Raw genomic sequence first — 13,645 nt, forward strand, 5'->3', positions numbered from 1 at the left:
GGGCTACTCGGCCGCCTCCCGCGGCGGGTCCATCCATATCCGGTCCGCGCAGAGGGTCATCCGCAGCCGCTTGCCCGCCTCGTCCCGTGCGACGACCGCCTGCCTACCGGGGTAGTCGCGCGGCGCGGACACCACGGCGGTGTCGTTGCTGACCATGCCGGCGCTCGGCGGCGTGCCCTTGGGGCAGTCCTTGTAGCGCAGCGGCGCCAGGACCGTACCGCCGCGCGGCAGGTCTATCGGCAGGGTCTTGCCATGCCCTACGGCACCGGACTCGGGCCCCTTGCCGACATGGACCTCGAAGGCCGGGAACCCACGGAACACACAAGGGCCCGCGCCCGTGTTGGCGATGGACAGCCGCGCCTCGCGCTGCACCGTGTGCGGCTTCTTCTTCAGGACGGTGAGCTTCCAGCGCAGGCCCTTGGTCGTGCAGTTGGCGTGCAGTGCCGTCATCCGCGACGTACCGCAGCCCGTCACGGCCAGGCCCGCCGTAACGGTCAAGGTCAGCGCGGCCGCCCCCACCGCAAGAAGTGAACGCCGTCGCATGGCTCCCCCTGTTCGTTCGGCACACATTTCCCTGCCGTTTAGGAAAGTTTTTGTGCGCCCGGGGTTGCCTCTGCGACCACATCTTCTGCCGAATGCCGCGCACGCCGGGCCGTAATCCCCGACGCCCCTCACCCCCGTATGCCCATCACCCTCGCATCCCCCTCCGGGAGCCACCAGTCGCTCCCGGGCAGCGTCAACCAGTCCTGCTTCTCGGCCAGTTCCCGGGCGGCCGCCCGCAACGCGTCCAGCCCCGGATGCCGCAGCCCCCGCCGCCACACCATCGAGACCGGCGAGAGCGGTACGGGATCGACGAGCGGCCGCAGCACCATCCCCGGCACCTCGATGAACTCCACGCTCGCCAGCACCGACCAGCCCCGCTTGCGCACCACCCGCACGAATTCCTGCGAGCCCTCGATCTCCGGGAACGGCTCGGCGGTCGCGATGCCGCGGCCCGCGAAGAGCCGCTCGGCCAGGTCCGTCCACTCCGCGGTCTGCGGGTTTCCGGCGGCCGCGTAGAGCGTCTCGCCGGCGAGTTCGGCGAGGGCGACGGCGGGCCGTGCGGCCAGTGGATGGTCCTCGCGCAGCAGGACCGCCATCGGCTCCAGCCGGACCGGCTGATGCTCCAGCCCGGCCAGTACACCGGGCGGCAGCGCCGCGACCCGGCCGAAGGAGACATCGAGCCGCCCGGCCGCCACCTCGGCCGCCGCACCCGTCAGCCCGCTGTGGAAGCGGGCGACCAGCTCACAGCTGTCCGGCACCCGCTCCCTGGCCGCCTCCAGCACCCCGTGGGCGGTACCGATCGGGACCCCCACATCGACCAGCAGCGGCCGCTCGGGGGCCGACCGGAACGTGGCGGCCAGCTCGTCGTGCGCGGTCAACACCCGGCGTGCGAGCGGCAGCAGCCTCGCCCCGTCCGGCGTCAGGGCGACCTGGCGGGTGGTCCGTACGAACAGTGCGGCACCCAGCTCCCGCTCCAGGCGCCGGATGTCGCGGCTCAGCGCCTGCTGGGCGACGTAGAGGCGGGCGGCGGCCCGGGTGAAGTGCAGCTCCTCGGCGACGGCGAGGAAGGCGCGCAGCAGACGCGGGTCGGTGTCGTACGGCATCGGGTCATCCTGGCAGCAGCGCTCCTTGCCGGTGCGTGCCGATGCGTGCCGATGCTGATCTAGGGCTGACGCAGATTGACAACACAGGTGCGTGAATGGGCGCTGACCAGGTGTTGGACCTACGGCAGGAGCGGCAGCGACCGTAGAGGCATGATCCTCTTCCTCGCTGCCCGCCCGGTCACGGCCCCGCCCGTACGCCCGTCCCGGCCCGTACGCTCGGCCCGGCCCGTACGCCCAGCCCCGCGGCGTCCCCGCCTCCGCCTCCGCCTCCGCTCCCGTCCCCTCGCGCCCTACCGCCGGATCTTCGCCGTCCCCGGCACCCGCGCCTTCACGGCCGCCAATCTGCCGGCCCGGCTGCCGATGGGGATGCTCAGCGTCAGCGCGGTGCTGATGATCGCCGGGTCGCGTGGTTCCTACGCGCTGGCCGGGGCGGTCACCGCGACCGGGCTGGCGGCGACGGCGCTGGTCGGGCCGTGGACCGCCCGGCTGGTCGACCGCCACGGCCAGGCCCGTATCGCGGTCCCGGCCACCGTGCTCGCCGTCCTCGGCTCGCTCTCGCTCCTCCTGTGCGTCCGCCACGGCGCGCCCGACTGGACCCTCTTCGCCTCCTACGCCGCCACCGCCACCACGCCCAACACCGGCGGGATGTCCCGGGCCCGCTGGGCACACCTCTTCCGTGACGACCCGGCCGCCCGGCATACCGCCAACTCCTTCGAACAGGCCGCGGACGAGCTGTGCTTCATGCTCGGACCGGTGCTCGCCACGCTGCTGTGCACCGCCCTCTTCCCGGAGGCGGGTACGGCGGTGGCGGCGGCACTCCTGCTGACCGGGGTGCTGCTCTTCGCGGCCCAGCGCCGCACCGAACCCCCCGTGGCACCTGCACCCGCCACCGGCCGGCCCCGCTCACCCCTGCGCCTGCCGGAACTGCCGCCGCTCCTGGTCACGTTCCTCGCCACCGGCGCGGTCTTCGGCTCCCTGGAGGTCGTGACGCTCGCCTTCGCCGACGGACACGGCATACGGACCGCCGCGGGCGGCCTGCTCGCCCTCCAGGCAGCGGGCTCCTGCGCGGCCGGACTGCTCTACGGCCTGCTGCGGCCGAGTGGCCACGCCGCCCACCGCTTCCTCGGCTGCACCGCGGCGATGGTGGCCCTGATGCTGCTCCCGCTGCTCGCGGCCGCGACGGGGAGCCCGGCGGCGCTGGCCGTCGCGCTCCTCGTGGCCGGTATGGCGACCGCGCCGACCATGGTCACCGGCATGGGACTCGTCCAGTCGCTGACGCCGCGCGGTCAGCTCAACGAGGGCATGACGCTCGCCGTGACCGCGCTGCTGGGCGGTATCGCGGCCGGATCGGCGGGCGGCGGGTGGGCGGTCGACCACCTGGCCGGGGCGGGCGCCGCCTACGGGGTTCCCGCGGCGGCGGCCGCCCTCGCGCTGGCCGTCACCCTGCTCACGGCACGCCGTCGCCCGGACCGTCCGGCGGCGCCCGTCAGCTGATCGGGTCCGTGTACCGCAACTGCCGGGGGAAGGTCTCCACGACCGGGCCGTACCCCCCGACCGTGAAGGCGAACGTCACCCAGGAACCGTCCACGAAGCCGACCTCGTGCGTGCCGTGCCGCACGTCGGTACGGTTGCGCACCCAGGCGACCTGCCGCCGCTCCACCCGCCAGGCGTACTCCACCGCCTCCGCACCGGCCATCGGCTCCCGCCGGTTGCCGGCCAGCCGCACCCGCACCACATGGAGATGGTGGTCGGTCACCAGCAGCACCGACAGATACCGGAACGAACAGCGGGGCCGCAGCACGGCCGCCAGCTGCCCGGCCAGGTTCTCCCAGCCGCCCGACAGCTGAGGGGTGCCGGGGTGGTGGCGGTCGTCCCACCGGTCCACCACGGCGTTGACGGGGTTGAGGCGGTGCAGTCCCCATTCGGCCCGCCCCATGCCGTCGACGAGCCGGTCACCGGTGGTGCGCTGCGCGGAGAACGCCTGCTGCCGGAACTGCCGGGGCGGCTCGGGGAGCTGTTCGCCCGCCTCGACCGGATGGCCGGCGAGGACCCGCTCCCCGGGCGGCAGCACGGCCGCCGCCCGCTCCTTGGCCGCACGGGCCAGTGCATGCCGGTCGGTGGGCACCAAGGCGGACTTGAGCCCCGACCACAGCTCGTCGGCGAATTTCACCCGAAGGCCTCCCGCACCGACTGCTTGGCCTGCGCCGGTGACTCGTCCATGCGCTCGTCGAAGCTCTTCGGCTCCGGGCGCGTCTGATATTCCACGGTCTCCTCCGCGAGCGCCGGACCGTTCTCGATCATGGCACCCGTCAGGGCACCACCGGGATCGACCCCGAGGACACCCTTGGCGATCTTCTTGCCCTGCTTCCAGGCGAGGAACTGGGCGACATCCGTACCCGACGGCCGGTTGCCGTGCAGCAGGTCGCCGGCGATCCGCCGCCGCGCGCCCTTCCACTCCTTGATCTTCGCGCGGTCCAGCCCGCGCAGATAGCGGCGGAGCCGGGAGAGCTTCGCCAGCGCCTGCGTCCGCTTGGCGATATCGGCGAGCTTGTCGGCGAGCTTGGCAGCGATCCGGGTGGCCTTCGCGGCCCGGTAGGCGACGTTCGCCGCACCCGCCATCGGCCCGATCGCGGCGGCGGCACCGGCCGTCAGCAGCGAGAGGATCGCCGTGGTGGCGGCGGTGACCATCAGCGCCTCGACGATCTCCACGAGGAGTTCGCTCATGGCCTGCTCGGCCATGGCGCAGGCCGCGGCGGCCATCTCCAGCAGCTCGGCGACGGTGTCCATGTCGTCGGCCTCACCGAGCAGGGCCTGCTCGAAGTCCGTCATGGTCTTGTCGAACCCCTCGGCGGCGTCGCCCTGCCACGCGTGCCGCACGGCCTTGCGCTCCGCCACCAAGTCCTCGACCACACCGCGCAGATCGCGCGCCGCGCTCCGCCACTCCTGGGCGGTCTCCTCCAGCAGCTCGCTGTCGCCGGTGACCCAGTCGAACCAGTCGTCGGCGCCGCACTGCTTCAGGACGCCCTTGATGATCTCGTCGAGGGTCGCGGCGAGCGGATTGCTCCAGTCCAGGGTGTAGTTGATCCGGTCGAGCGCGCTCGACGCGGCCTGCCCCGCCCCCATCAGGCACCGCCGCCGAAGCTGTTGGCGGTGTCCTCTTCGTTGGCGTCGTAATTGTCCGCGGAGCCACGGACCGCGTCGGCGATGGACCGCAGCATCTCTCCGGCGCCTTCGAGGTCCGTGCCCGACTGATCCTTCTGGTCGATGTAGTCGGCCCGCAGATTGTTCGCCTCGGGCAGCTGCCCGAACACGCCGTCCGACAGATCCAGCCCGGCCGTCCGCTTGCGGATCTTGTCGATCCGGTCCGCCGCGCTCTCCGCCGCATTGGCATAGCGACGCAGCGCATCGCCCTCGACATCGGTGCCCTGACCCATTGCTCCCCCGTTGCTTCCCCATTGCCGTCACTTTGCCTGGCAATGACACACCTGGAGTCAAGGATTCGTCAAACACCTCTGGGGCATTCACGCACCGCTCGGCCCGAAGCTCGCATTTCGGCCTGAATTCTCCATCGGGTGGAAAACCCGCAGAAATACTCACACCCCGAAGGGACCGCGGTGCCCGGCGCCCGCAACCGGCGCCCGGAACGACTCAGGCCCCGCCATCCTGTCGGACGGCGGGGCCTGGGCCTCACATGGGAATTGTGGAGATGGCGGGAATCGAACCCGCGTCCAACGGTGCAGAAACAGGGCTTCTCCGAGTGCAGTTCGCTGCGATTTTCTCGGCCCCGGAGATCACGCGAACAAGTCTCCGACGGGCTCAGTCACTGTTTGATTTCCTTCTAAACCCCGTGACCGGGTCTAGAAGTTTAGATCCCTAGTCGATGCCAGGATCCGGGTCGGGATCAACCCCGGGCTGACACTTCGCAAAGTCGCTACTTAGGCAGCGAGGGCGAAGGAATCGCGCTTGGTATTGGCGATTATTGGTTGCGACATATGGTTTACGAGATCATTGCCGCTTCCTCGACTCGCTTCCCCTGCTTCGACATCCGCTGTCGAAACCGATCATCCCCATGTTGATTTATCAAGGTGGTACCCGCACCCCTCATGGGGTGTGGACCCATCGTACGTGAACAACGGCTGCCGTTGCCAGCGTATTCCCTGCGGGCCGGCCGGGACCGGTTCCATCGGGGCAGATCAGGCCCGCTGCCGCCGCCGGGCAGCCGAGATCGCCCGGTCCGTCTCGCGGCGGTCCTGCTGCTCGCGGAGCGTCTGCCGCTTGTCGTACTCCTTCTTGCCCTTGGCCAGGGCGATCTCGACCTTGGCCCGGCCGTCCTTGAAATAGAGGGCCAGCGGCACGATCGTGTGCCCCGACTCCTGGCTCTTGGCCTCCAGCTTGTCGATCTCCACGCGGTGCATCAGCAGCTTCCGCTTGCGGCGCGCGCTGTGGTTCGTCCAGGTGCCCTGGGCGTATTCGGGGATATGTACGTTGTGCAGCCAGGCCTCGCCCCGGTCGATCTGGATGAAGCCGTCCACCAGCGACGCCCGGCCCTGCCGCAGCGACTTCACCTCGGTGCCGGTCAGCACCAGGCCACACTCATAGGTGTCCAGAATGAGGTAGTCGTGCCGCGCCTTCTTGTGCTGCGCGACGAGCTTGCGCCCGGAGTCCTTGTCCTTGCCCTTGCCTTTGTCCTTAGCCATAGTGCGGCCATTTTCGCACTACGCCCCGCCCCCGATGCCACTCAATACCGTGCGGGCCCGTTCTTCCGCTCCGGACCCGACGATCACGTCGGGCGTCAGGCCCTTGTCGTCGACGGTCCGGCCGGACGGGGTGCGGTAGTGGCCGACGGTCAGCTCGGCGACCGAACCGTCCGGCAGCGTGCTCGGCATCTGCACCGAGCCCTTGCCGAAGGTCCGGGAACCCACCACGAGCGCCCGGCCGCGGTCCTGGAGGGCGCCGGAGAGCAGCTCGGCGGCGCTCATCGTGCCGCCGTCGACGAGGACGACCAGCGGGAGGCGGGTGTTGCCGCCGCGCCGGGCGTACAGGGCGCGCTGACTGCCGCGTACGTCGTACGTCGCGACCAGGCCGCCGTCCAGGAAGGCCGAGGCGGCCTTCACGGCCTCGGTGACCAGGCCGCCGGTGTTGCCGCGCAGATCGAGCAGCAGGCCGCCGTGCGGGGAGGCGCGGCGCACCGCCCGGCGGACCGCGGCGCCGGTGCCCTGGCTGAACGCGGAGATCTTGACGCGGGTCGGGCCGTGCGCACCGGCCGGCCGGTCGATGACGACGTTCCGGGATCTCAGACGGGTGCGGTGCAGGGTGACCGTCCAGCGGCGGGCGCCGCGCTGGAGGTCCAGCGTCACGGGCGTACCGGCCGTGGCGGCGGGCCCACGGGAGCCGCCGGCAGGGGCGCCGCGCAGCCGGCCGACGACCTCGGTGACCGGTGTGCCCCGGGACGGGCGGCCGTCGACGGCGCTCAGCCGGTCGCCCGTGGTGATGCCGGCACGTGCGGCGGGGCCGCCGGGCTGGACCCGGGAGACCTCTATGCGGCCGTGGGCCGCCTGCCGTACCCAGAGCCCGACACCGACGTAGGAGCCGTCCAACTGGGCCTGGAAGTCCTTGAACTCGCCCGGTGAATAGATCGTCGACCAGCGGTCGCCGCTGCGGCTGACGACGTCGGCGGCGGCCTGCGCACCGGACTTGCCGTCCTCGACGGCCTGGGCGGCGGCCCGTTCGACGGCCGCGCGGTCCGCCGTGGCGGACCGGGGGGCGTGCGCTCCGGAGGCCGTACGGTCCGGGGCGGTCCGCTCCACCGCGCCCTCTGCTGCGTCGCTCCAGGTGCCGGTAGCCGCGCCGGTGGCGAGCACACTCGCGAGGAACAACGTCAGGGCCGCCCCGCGGCGAATGCGGCGGGGCCGGTCGTACGAACACGGGCCCGACATGGCGGTGAGTCTAGGGGACAAAAGGGCGCCGTACGGCAAGTTGACCGTACGGCGCCCCTTGGCAAAGCTCACACCTTGAGGTACTTGCGCAACGCGAAGAACGCGGCGAGCGAGGGCATCAGCAGCCCGATCAGGAGGACCAGCGGGAGGACCGCCGCCACCGAGTCCCAGCCGATGAAGTTGATCACCTGGATCTTCTTCGACAGCCAGTTGTTGATGAGGACGTACTTGCCGCCGACGATCAGCACACAGGCGAAAGCGGCGCCCAGCAGCCCCGCGATGGCGGCCTCCAGGATGAACGGCATCTGGATGTAGAAGCTGGACGCTCCCACCAGCCGCATGATCCCGGTCTCCCGCCGCCGGCTGAACGCCGACACCCGCACGGTGTTGACGATCAGCATCAGCGCAACGACCAGCATCAGCGCCATCACGAATATCGCGGCGATGTTCATGCCGTTGAGGAGGTTGAACAGTGGCTCGACGGTGTCCCGTTGGTCCTGTACCTCCTGGACACCCGGCCGTTCGGAGAACGCCGACTTGATCACGGCGTACTTCGTCGGGTCCTTGAGCTTGACGCGGAAGGACTCCGGAAGCTGGTCGGGCGTCACCAGCCCGGCGACGGGCGTGTCGCCGAACTGCTCCTTGTAGTGCTTGTACGCCTGGTCACTGGACTCGTACGTCACCGGCTTCTGCACGATCGGCAGCCGGTCGAGCTCGGCCTTGATGTCGTTCTTCTGCTGCTGGGTGGCCGCACCCTTGGCGCAGTTGGCTCCGGAGTCGGCGTCGTTCTTGTTGCAGAAGAAGATCGAGACGTTGACCTTGTCGTACCAGTAGCCCTTCATCGTGCTGACCTGGTCGCGCATCAGCAGCGAGGCGCCGAACAGGCCCAGCGAGAGGGCTACGGAGACGATGACGGCGAAAGTCATCGTGAGGTTTCGGCGGAGACCGACGCCGATCTCCGACAGGACGAACTGGGCGCGCATGGCGTCCTTTCAGTGCTGGGGGCCGTACACGCTTAGTGCTGGTAGCCGTACACGCCGCGCGACTGGTCGCGTACGAGCCGGCCCTTTTCGAGTTCCATGACCCGCTTGCGCATCTGGTCGACGATCTGCTGGTCGTGGGTGGCCATGACCACCGTCGTACCGGTCCGGTTGATCCGGTCCAGCAGCTTCATGATGCCGACCGAGGTCTGCGGGTCGAGGTTGCCGGTGGGCTCGTCCGCGATGAGCAGCATCGGGCGGTTGACGAAGGCCCGCGCGATGGCGACACGCTGCTGCTCACCACCGGAGAGTTCACCCGGCATACGGTCCTCTTTGCCGCCGAGGCCGACGAGTTCGAGGACCTCGGGAACCGTCTTGCGGATCTGGCCGCGCGGCTTGCCGATCACCTCGAGGGCGAAGGCGACGTTCTCCCCCACGGTCTTGCTGGGGAGCAGCCGGAAGTCCTGGAAGACCGTGCCCACCTGGCGCCGCATCTGCGGGACCTTCCAGTTGGAGAGCTTCCCGAGGTCCTTGCCGAGTACGTGCACATGGCCATGGCTGGTGCGCTCCTCGCGCAGCAGCAGCCTCAGGAAGGTGGACTTACCGGATCCCGAGGAGCCCACCAGGAAGACGAACTCGCCGCGCTCGATCTCGAGCGAGACGTCCCTGAGTGCAGGGCGGTTCTGCTTCGGGTAGGTCTTGGAGACGTTGTCGAATCGGATCACTGATGCACCACGGTCGACCTGGATAGGGGCACGGTTGCCGAGTTGCGGCTCCCGTCGGTGTGCGTGACCATACGCGAACCTCGCGGGGCGGCGCAGTCGCCGTAGGGGGTTGGTGCGTTTATTCACGGCACCTACGGGACAAAAGGCGCACAATCTCGCGGGGCGCGCCGTTCCGGCGATGTGCTGGCACAGTGGAAGAGGGAACCAACGCGCCTTCCGGTGCGTTGGCGCAGTGGAGAAGGAGGTCGCATGACGTACGACCGACTGGTGTGCGCCAACTGCGCGGCCCCTGTGACCGAGGGCCGCTGCCCCGTGTGCCGGGCCAGCAGAGAACGACTTCAGCAGCAAGCGGGCGGCATGTTCGCCCAGCTCAGCCCTGCCATGCTGGTGGCGCTGATGATCGTGTTGATCGCGGTGGGCATACTCCTCCACCAGGCTTCCTGACACCCGCCGGCACCCGTACGGGGCTTCCCGGCGGCACAGAGCACGCGAACGGCCGAGGGGCCCGGGACGCAAGCGCGTCCCGGGCCCCTCCAGCCAGCTGTACCGTCAGCGTCAGGCCGCTGCGGCGCCGCCGCCGTTCTTGTTGATCAGACGGGGCAGCATACGGAAGCCGACACCGCCCGCGATCATCGTCGCAGCGCCGATGAGCAGGAAGGTGGTACCGGTGGAACCGGTCTCCGCCAGCTCGCCGCCCTTGGCCTGCTGCTTTGCCTGGCCGGGCGTGTCAGCGATCTGCTCCTTGCCCTGACCGGGCTGCTCGATCGGCTTGGAGCCCTCGTTGTCGGTGCCGGTACCGGTGGAGTCACCGCCGGTGGCGTTGCCACCGGTGCTGTGACCGCCGGTCTGGCCGCCGGTGGTCTCATCGCCACCGGTCGTGCTGCCGGACTGGCCACCGGTGGTCTCGTCACCGCCCGTGGTGCTGCCGGACTGGCCACCGGTGGTCTCGTCACCGCCGGTCGTGCTGCCGGACTGGCCACCGGTGGTCTCGTCACCGCCCGTGGTGCTGCCGGTCTGGCCGCCGGTGGTCTCGTCGCCACCGGTCGTGCTGCCGGACTGACCGCCGGTGCTGTCGTCACCGCCGATCTCACCGCCGGTGCTGTCGTCACCGCCGATCTCGCCACCGGTGCTGTCGTCGCCGCCGATCTCGCCGCCGACCTGACCGCTGGACTCGCCGCCGTCGGTGCCACCGGTGGACGTGTCACCGCCGGAGTCACCGCCACCGATGATCCCGCCGATGATGCCGCCGATGATGCCGCCGTCCTGGCCCTGGACATCGCCCGGGCTGGCCGCGGAAGCAGCTCCGGCGGCCGTGAGCGACGCACCGGCCGCAATCACTGCGCCGGCCGCAATGCGCGCTACGCGCAGCCGCGTCTTCTTCGTCATGTACTGCTACCCCCAGTAGCTGAACTCGTCATTGGAGCACCGCTGTACGGGGCGACGAGCCGATGTCGGGGTTCACGAGCTTCGGCCCCGCACTGCGGGCAGGCCGCTCAATTCCCCGTTCTTACACGCGCCCCAGACATACGCATGCCGCGCTCAGCCTTCCCAGTTCGGCCAACATCGTCAAGGCCGATTAAAGGCCGGATGACCGAATTGCCAAGCAGTGGGCGGTACATGGACATACGACTGTGACCAAACCGCCACAGCAAAAACAACTGCCTCCCCGAAGGAGGCAGTTGTTTCACGTACGGAAGAGGCGGATCCGCTACTTCTCCTGCTGCTTGCGCCAGCGGATTCCGGCCTCCAGGAAGCCGTCGATGTCGCCGTCCAGCACACCGGTGGGGTTGCCGACCTCGAACTCGGTCCGCAGGTCCTTGACCATCTGGTACGGGTGCAGGACGTACGAACGCATCTGGTTGCCCCAGGAATTGCCGCCGTCGCCCTTGAGCGCGTCCATCTTGGCCTGCTCCTCCTGGCGGCGGCGCTCGAGGAGCTTGGCCTGGAGGACGTTCATCGCGGACGCCTTGTTCTGGATCTGCGAGCGCTCGTTCTGGCAGGAGACGACGATGCCGGTCGGGAGGTGCGTCAGCCGGACCGCGGAGTCGGTGGTGTTGACGCCCTGGCCGCCGGGGCCCGAGGAGCGGTACACATCGATCCGCAGATCGGACTCGTCGATCTCGATGTGGTCGGTCTTCTCGACGACCGGGAGGACCTCGACACCGGCGAACGACGTCTGGCGGCGGCCCTGGTTGTCGAACGGCGAGATGCGCACCAGGCGGTGCGTGCCCTGCTCGACGGAGAGCGTGCCGTAGGCGTACGGGACCTGGACGGCGAAGGTGGTCGACTTGATGCCGGCCTCTTCCGCGTACGAGGTCTCGTAGAGCTCGGTCTTGTAGCCGTGCCGCTCGGCCCAGCGCAGATACATGCGCTGGAGCTTCTCGGCGAAGTCGGCGGCGTCCACGCCACCGGCCTCGGCGCGGATGTTGACGACCGCCTCACGGGAGTCGTACTCGCCAGACAGGAGGGTGCGGACCTCCAGCTCGTCGACCGCCTTGCGGACGGCGGTGAGCTCGTCCTCGGCCTCGGCCCTGGCGTCCTCGTCGCCCTCGGCCTCGGCGAGCTCGAAGAGCACCTCGAGGTCGTCGACCCGGCCACGCAGGTCCTCGGCCTTGCGCAGCTGGCCCTGGAGGTAGGACAGGCGACTGGTGATCTTCTGCGCACTCTCCGGGTCGTCCCACAGGGACGGCGCCGCGGCCTGCTCCTCGAGCACGGCGACATCGGCCCTCATCTTGTCGAGGTCCAGGACGGCCTCGATCGACCCCATGGTCGAGGAGAGGGACTTCAGCTCTTCGGATACATCGACGACTGCCACGCACCCAGCCTAACGGCTACCACCGTCAGCGTGACCCGGCCCCGGCAGGTCGGACCTGCCGGGAACCGTGGACGGCGGGCCCCCGGCGGGCCGTACGCGACGCCGCGGGCCGGGTGCCGCCCGGTCCGGCGGGCCGTTTCCGGGCCCGGCCGGGGCGCGGGCGGGGCGTTACGGGGTGCCGGGTTCCGGCTGGTGGACGCCCGGTGTGGCGTCGCCCGCCGGGTCGTCGCCGGAGGCCAGCCAGCCGCCCAGGCCGGCCGCCAGGGCCACCGCGGCGGCGGCCGCGCCGAGCTTGATCCGGCGGCGGCGCACCGCATCGGGCGACGAGCGGTGCCGGGCCGAGCCCGCCCGGCGCTCACCGGCGGCGCGCGGGGCACGGGCGGTGCCGTGGGCGCCGCCCGCCAGCTCGTCCGGTCCTGGCACCCGCATGCTGGTGTGCGTCTCCCGGTTGGAGTCGGGGACCGCGCCCTGGACGAGCGGGACCGCGCCGCGCGGCGGGGTGGCCTCCCCCGGGGGCGCCGACGGGTAGTACGGCTCCTCGCGGGAACCGGCGGCGGCCTCCTGCTCGTCCTCCGGCTGCTCGCTGTCGGGCTCGTCGATGTCCAGCGGCGGCATACCGGCCAGGCCGGGCAGCATCTCGCGCAGCCGGGCGGCGAGCTCCGGGGCACGCAGCCGGGAGGCCGGTGCCTTGGCCAGGCACTGGAGCAGCAGCTGCCACAGCTCGTCGGGGATGCCGGGCAGCGGCGCCACGCTCTCGGTCACATGGCGGCGCAGCACCGCCCCGGGATGCCCGCCGCCGAACGGCGTGAACCCGGCGAGCAGCTCGTACAGGACGGTCGCCAGCGCATAGACGTCCACGGAGGCGCGCGGCGGCAGCCCCTCGATGATCTCCGGGGCGAGGTAGTCGGGGGTGCCGATGACCTTGGTGGCCCTGGTCCGGCGCGGCGAGTCGACGAGCCGGGCGATGCCGAAGTCGGTGAGCAGGGCGGGGTGCGCGCCGCCGGGGCCGAGCGGTCCCTGCATGTTCAGCAGGACGTTCTCGGGCTTGACGTCGCGGTGGACGATCCGGGCGGCGTGCGCCGCGGCGAGCCCGTCGGCGACATCGGCGGCGATCGCGACGGCGGCCTCCGGGGCGAGCCGGCGTTCGCGCTCCAGGCGCGTGCGCAGGTCCGTGCCCCGTACGAGGTCCATGACCAGCGCCAGGTCGTTGCCGTCGACGACGAGATCACGGACGCCGACGACTTGGGGGTGGTCCAGGCTCAGCAGCGCCGCCCGCTCCTGCACGAAGCGGCCGACGAGTTCCTGGTCGGATGCGAGATCCTCACGCAACAGCTTGATGGCCACAGCCCCTTCGGGGCCCTCGCCCAGCCATACCGTGCCGGCACTGCCGCGCCCCAGGATCTGGTGGGCGGTGTACCGGCTGCCGATCTTCCGTGCCAAGACTGCTCCGACGTGTCGGGCCCCCGAGCGTCCTGCGGGGGCTGAGGTTGGCGTCAAAGCTACGCGGGTGCCAGGGGGTTCAGTGCCCCGGAACGTGGCAACC

Annotated in this window: 14 protein-coding genes and 1 other RNA gene; 2 read left to right on the forward strand and 13 right to left on the reverse strand. The window is 70.6% G+C overall.

Translation table 11 applies throughout. The annotated features are described in order from the left end of the window. Positions 1-3 precede the first annotated feature (3 nt). Together M8I34_RS08105 and M8I34_RS08110 are read right to left on the reverse strand one after the other, a co-directional pair. Positions 4-543 (reverse strand): DUF4232 domain-containing protein, encoded by a 540-nt coding sequence (locus M8I34_RS08105; RefSeq protein WP_250048562.1) that lies wholly within the window; start codon positions 541-543, stop codon positions 4-6. 128 nt (positions 544-671) lie between these two features. After that, positions 672-1,646: a LysR family transcriptional regulator gene (locus tag M8I34_RS08110; RefSeq protein WP_250048563.1), complete on the reverse strand. Its 975-nt coding sequence runs from the start codon at positions 1,644-1,646 to the stop codon at positions 672-674. 150 nt (positions 1,647-1,796) lie between these two features. On the opposite strand from M8I34_RS08110, the gene M8I34_RS08115 reads away from it, so the two are divergent. Further along, positions 1,797-3,140, forward strand: coding sequence for an MFS transporter (locus M8I34_RS08115; RefSeq protein WP_250048564.1), 1,344 nt, complete (start codon positions 1,797-1,799; stop codon positions 3,138-3,140). On the opposite strand, the gene M8I34_RS08120 is transcribed toward M8I34_RS08115, so the two are convergent. The 8 genes from M8I34_RS08120 to ftsE all read right to left on the reverse strand — a co-directional run bounded on the left by M8I34_RS08120 (position 3,133) and on the right by ftsE (position 9,287). Beyond that, positions 3,133-3,816: a hypothetical protein gene (locus tag M8I34_RS08120; protein ID WP_250048565.1), complete on the reverse strand. Its 684-nt coding sequence runs from the start codon at positions 3,814-3,816 to the stop codon at positions 3,133-3,135. The two genes, M8I34_RS08115 and M8I34_RS08120, sit on opposite strands and share 8 nt — an antisense overlap. Then, positions 3,813-4,769, reverse strand: coding sequence for a WXG100 family type VII secretion target (locus tag M8I34_RS08125; RefSeq protein WP_250048566.1), 957 nt, complete (start codon positions 4,767-4,769; stop codon positions 3,813-3,815). The genes M8I34_RS08120 and M8I34_RS08125 overlap by 4 nt, the downstream gene beginning before the upstream one ends. Further along, positions 4,769-5,080 (reverse strand): hypothetical protein, encoded by a 312-nt coding sequence (locus M8I34_RS08130; RefSeq protein WP_244414545.1) that lies wholly within the window; start codon positions 5,078-5,080, stop codon positions 4,769-4,771. The genes M8I34_RS08125 and M8I34_RS08130 overlap by 1 nt, the downstream gene beginning before the upstream one ends. A gap of 264 nt (positions 5,081-5,344) precedes the next feature. Then, positions 5,345-5,715, reverse strand: a transfer-messenger RNA (tmRNA) gene (gene ssrA, locus M8I34_RS08135). Positions 5,716-5,839: 124 nt separating this feature from the next. After that, on the reverse strand, positions 5,840-6,343 hold the full coding sequence (smpB, locus tag M8I34_RS08140) for an SsrA-binding protein SmpB (protein WP_250048567.1): 504 nt from the start codon (positions 6,341-6,343) through the stop codon (positions 5,840-5,842). An 18-nt stretch (positions 6,344-6,361) separates the two neighbouring features. After that, positions 6,362-7,582: a S41 family peptidase gene (locus M8I34_RS08145; RefSeq protein ID WP_250048568.1), complete on the reverse strand. Its 1,221-nt coding sequence runs from the start codon at positions 7,580-7,582 to the stop codon at positions 6,362-6,364. Between the two features lie 68 nt (positions 7,583-7,650). Continuing rightward, positions 7,651-8,565, reverse strand: a complete 915-nt coding sequence (gene ftsX / locus M8I34_RS08150) for a permease-like cell division protein FtsX (RefSeq protein ID WP_030986795.1) — start codon at positions 8,563-8,565, stop codon at positions 7,651-7,653. Positions 8,566-8,597: 32 nt separating this feature from the next. Continuing rightward, entirely contained in the window at positions 8,598-9,287 is a 690-nt protein-coding gene (ftsE, locus tag M8I34_RS08155; RefSeq protein ID WP_030986793.1) for a cell division ATP-binding protein FtsE, read from the reverse strand. Positions 9,288-9,536: 249 nt separating this feature from the next. Here ftsE and M8I34_RS08160 point away from each other — a divergent pair, with 249 nt between their 5' ends. Further along, on the forward strand, positions 9,537-9,731 hold the full coding sequence (locus M8I34_RS08160; protein WP_030083484.1) for a hypothetical protein: 195 nt from the start codon (positions 9,537-9,539) through the stop codon (positions 9,729-9,731). A gap of 111 nt (positions 9,732-9,842) precedes the next feature. Here M8I34_RS08160 and M8I34_RS08165 read toward each other — a convergent pair whose 3' ends face one another. The 3 genes from M8I34_RS08165 to M8I34_RS08175 all read right to left on the reverse strand — a co-directional run bounded on the left by M8I34_RS08165 (position 9,843) and on the right by M8I34_RS08175 (position 13,542). After that, positions 9,843-10,673 carry an LPXTG cell wall anchor domain-containing protein gene (locus tag M8I34_RS08165; RefSeq protein WP_250048569.1) on the reverse strand — a complete coding sequence of 277 codons (831 nt, stop codon included), beginning with the start codon at positions 10,671-10,673 and terminating at the stop codon, positions 9,843-9,845. Positions 10,674-10,995: 322 nt separating this feature from the next. After that, positions 10,996-12,102 carry a peptide chain release factor 2 gene (gene prfB / locus M8I34_RS08170; protein ID WP_244414541.1) on the reverse strand — a complete coding sequence of 369 codons (1,107 nt, stop codon included), beginning with the start codon at positions 12,100-12,102 and terminating at the stop codon, positions 10,996-10,998. Positions 12,103-12,270: 168 nt separating this feature from the next. Beyond that, the gene (locus M8I34_RS08175; protein ID WP_250048570.1) at positions 12,271-13,542 is read right to left on the reverse strand and encodes a serine/threonine-protein kinase; all 1,272 of its coding nucleotides are present in this window, start codon (positions 13,540-13,542) and stop codon (positions 12,271-12,273) included. Between the last annotated feature and the right edge of the window lie 103 nt (positions 13,543-13,645).

It is taken from the genome of Streptomyces sp. MCA2 (assembly GCF_023544705.1).
In the GTDB taxonomy this organism is placed as follows: domain Bacteria; phylum Actinomycetota; class Actinomycetes; order Streptomycetales; family Streptomycetaceae; genus Streptomyces; species Streptomyces decoyicus.

What these genes read in the sequence shown, in the direction of transcription:
- M8I34_RS08105 (WP_250048562.1), bottom strand. Translation starts at nt 543, where the DNA reads ATGCGACGGCGTTCACTTCTTGCGGTGGGGGCGGCCGCGCTGACCTTG.
- M8I34_RS08110 (WP_250048563.1), bottom strand. Translation starts at nt 1,646, where the DNA reads ATGCCGTACGACACCGACCCGCGTCTGCTGCGCGCCTTCCTCGCCGTC.
- M8I34_RS08115 (WP_250048564.1), top strand. Translation starts at nt 1,797, where the DNA reads ATGATCCTCTTCCTCGCTGCCCGCCCGGTCACGGCCCCGCCCGTACGC.
- M8I34_RS08125 (WP_250048566.1), bottom strand. Translation starts at nt 4,769, where the DNA reads ATGGGGGCGGGGCAGGCCGCGTCGAGCGCGCTCGACCGGATCAACTAC.
- M8I34_RS08130 (WP_244414545.1), bottom strand. Translation starts at nt 5,080, where the DNA reads ATGGGTCAGGGCACCGATGTCGAGGGCGATGCGCTGCGTCGCTATGCC.
- smpB (WP_250048567.1), bottom strand. Translation starts at nt 6,343, where the DNA reads ATGGCTAAGGACAAAGGCAAGGGCAAGGACAAGGACTCCGGGCGCAAG.
- M8I34_RS08145 (WP_250048568.1), bottom strand. Translation starts at nt 7,582, where the DNA reads ATGTCGGGCCCGTGTTCGTACGACCGGCCCCGCCGCATTCGCCGCGGG.
- ftsX (WP_030986795.1), bottom strand. Translation starts at nt 8,565, where the DNA reads ATGCGCGCCCAGTTCGTCCTGTCGGAGATCGGCGTCGGTCTCCGCCGA.
- M8I34_RS08160 (WP_030083484.1), top strand. Translation starts at nt 9,537, where the DNA reads ATGACGTACGACCGACTGGTGTGCGCCAACTGCGCGGCCCCTGTGACC.
- M8I34_RS08165 (WP_250048569.1), bottom strand. Translation starts at nt 10,673, where the DNA reads ATGACGAAGAAGACGCGGCTGCGCGTAGCGCGCATTGCGGCCGGCGCA.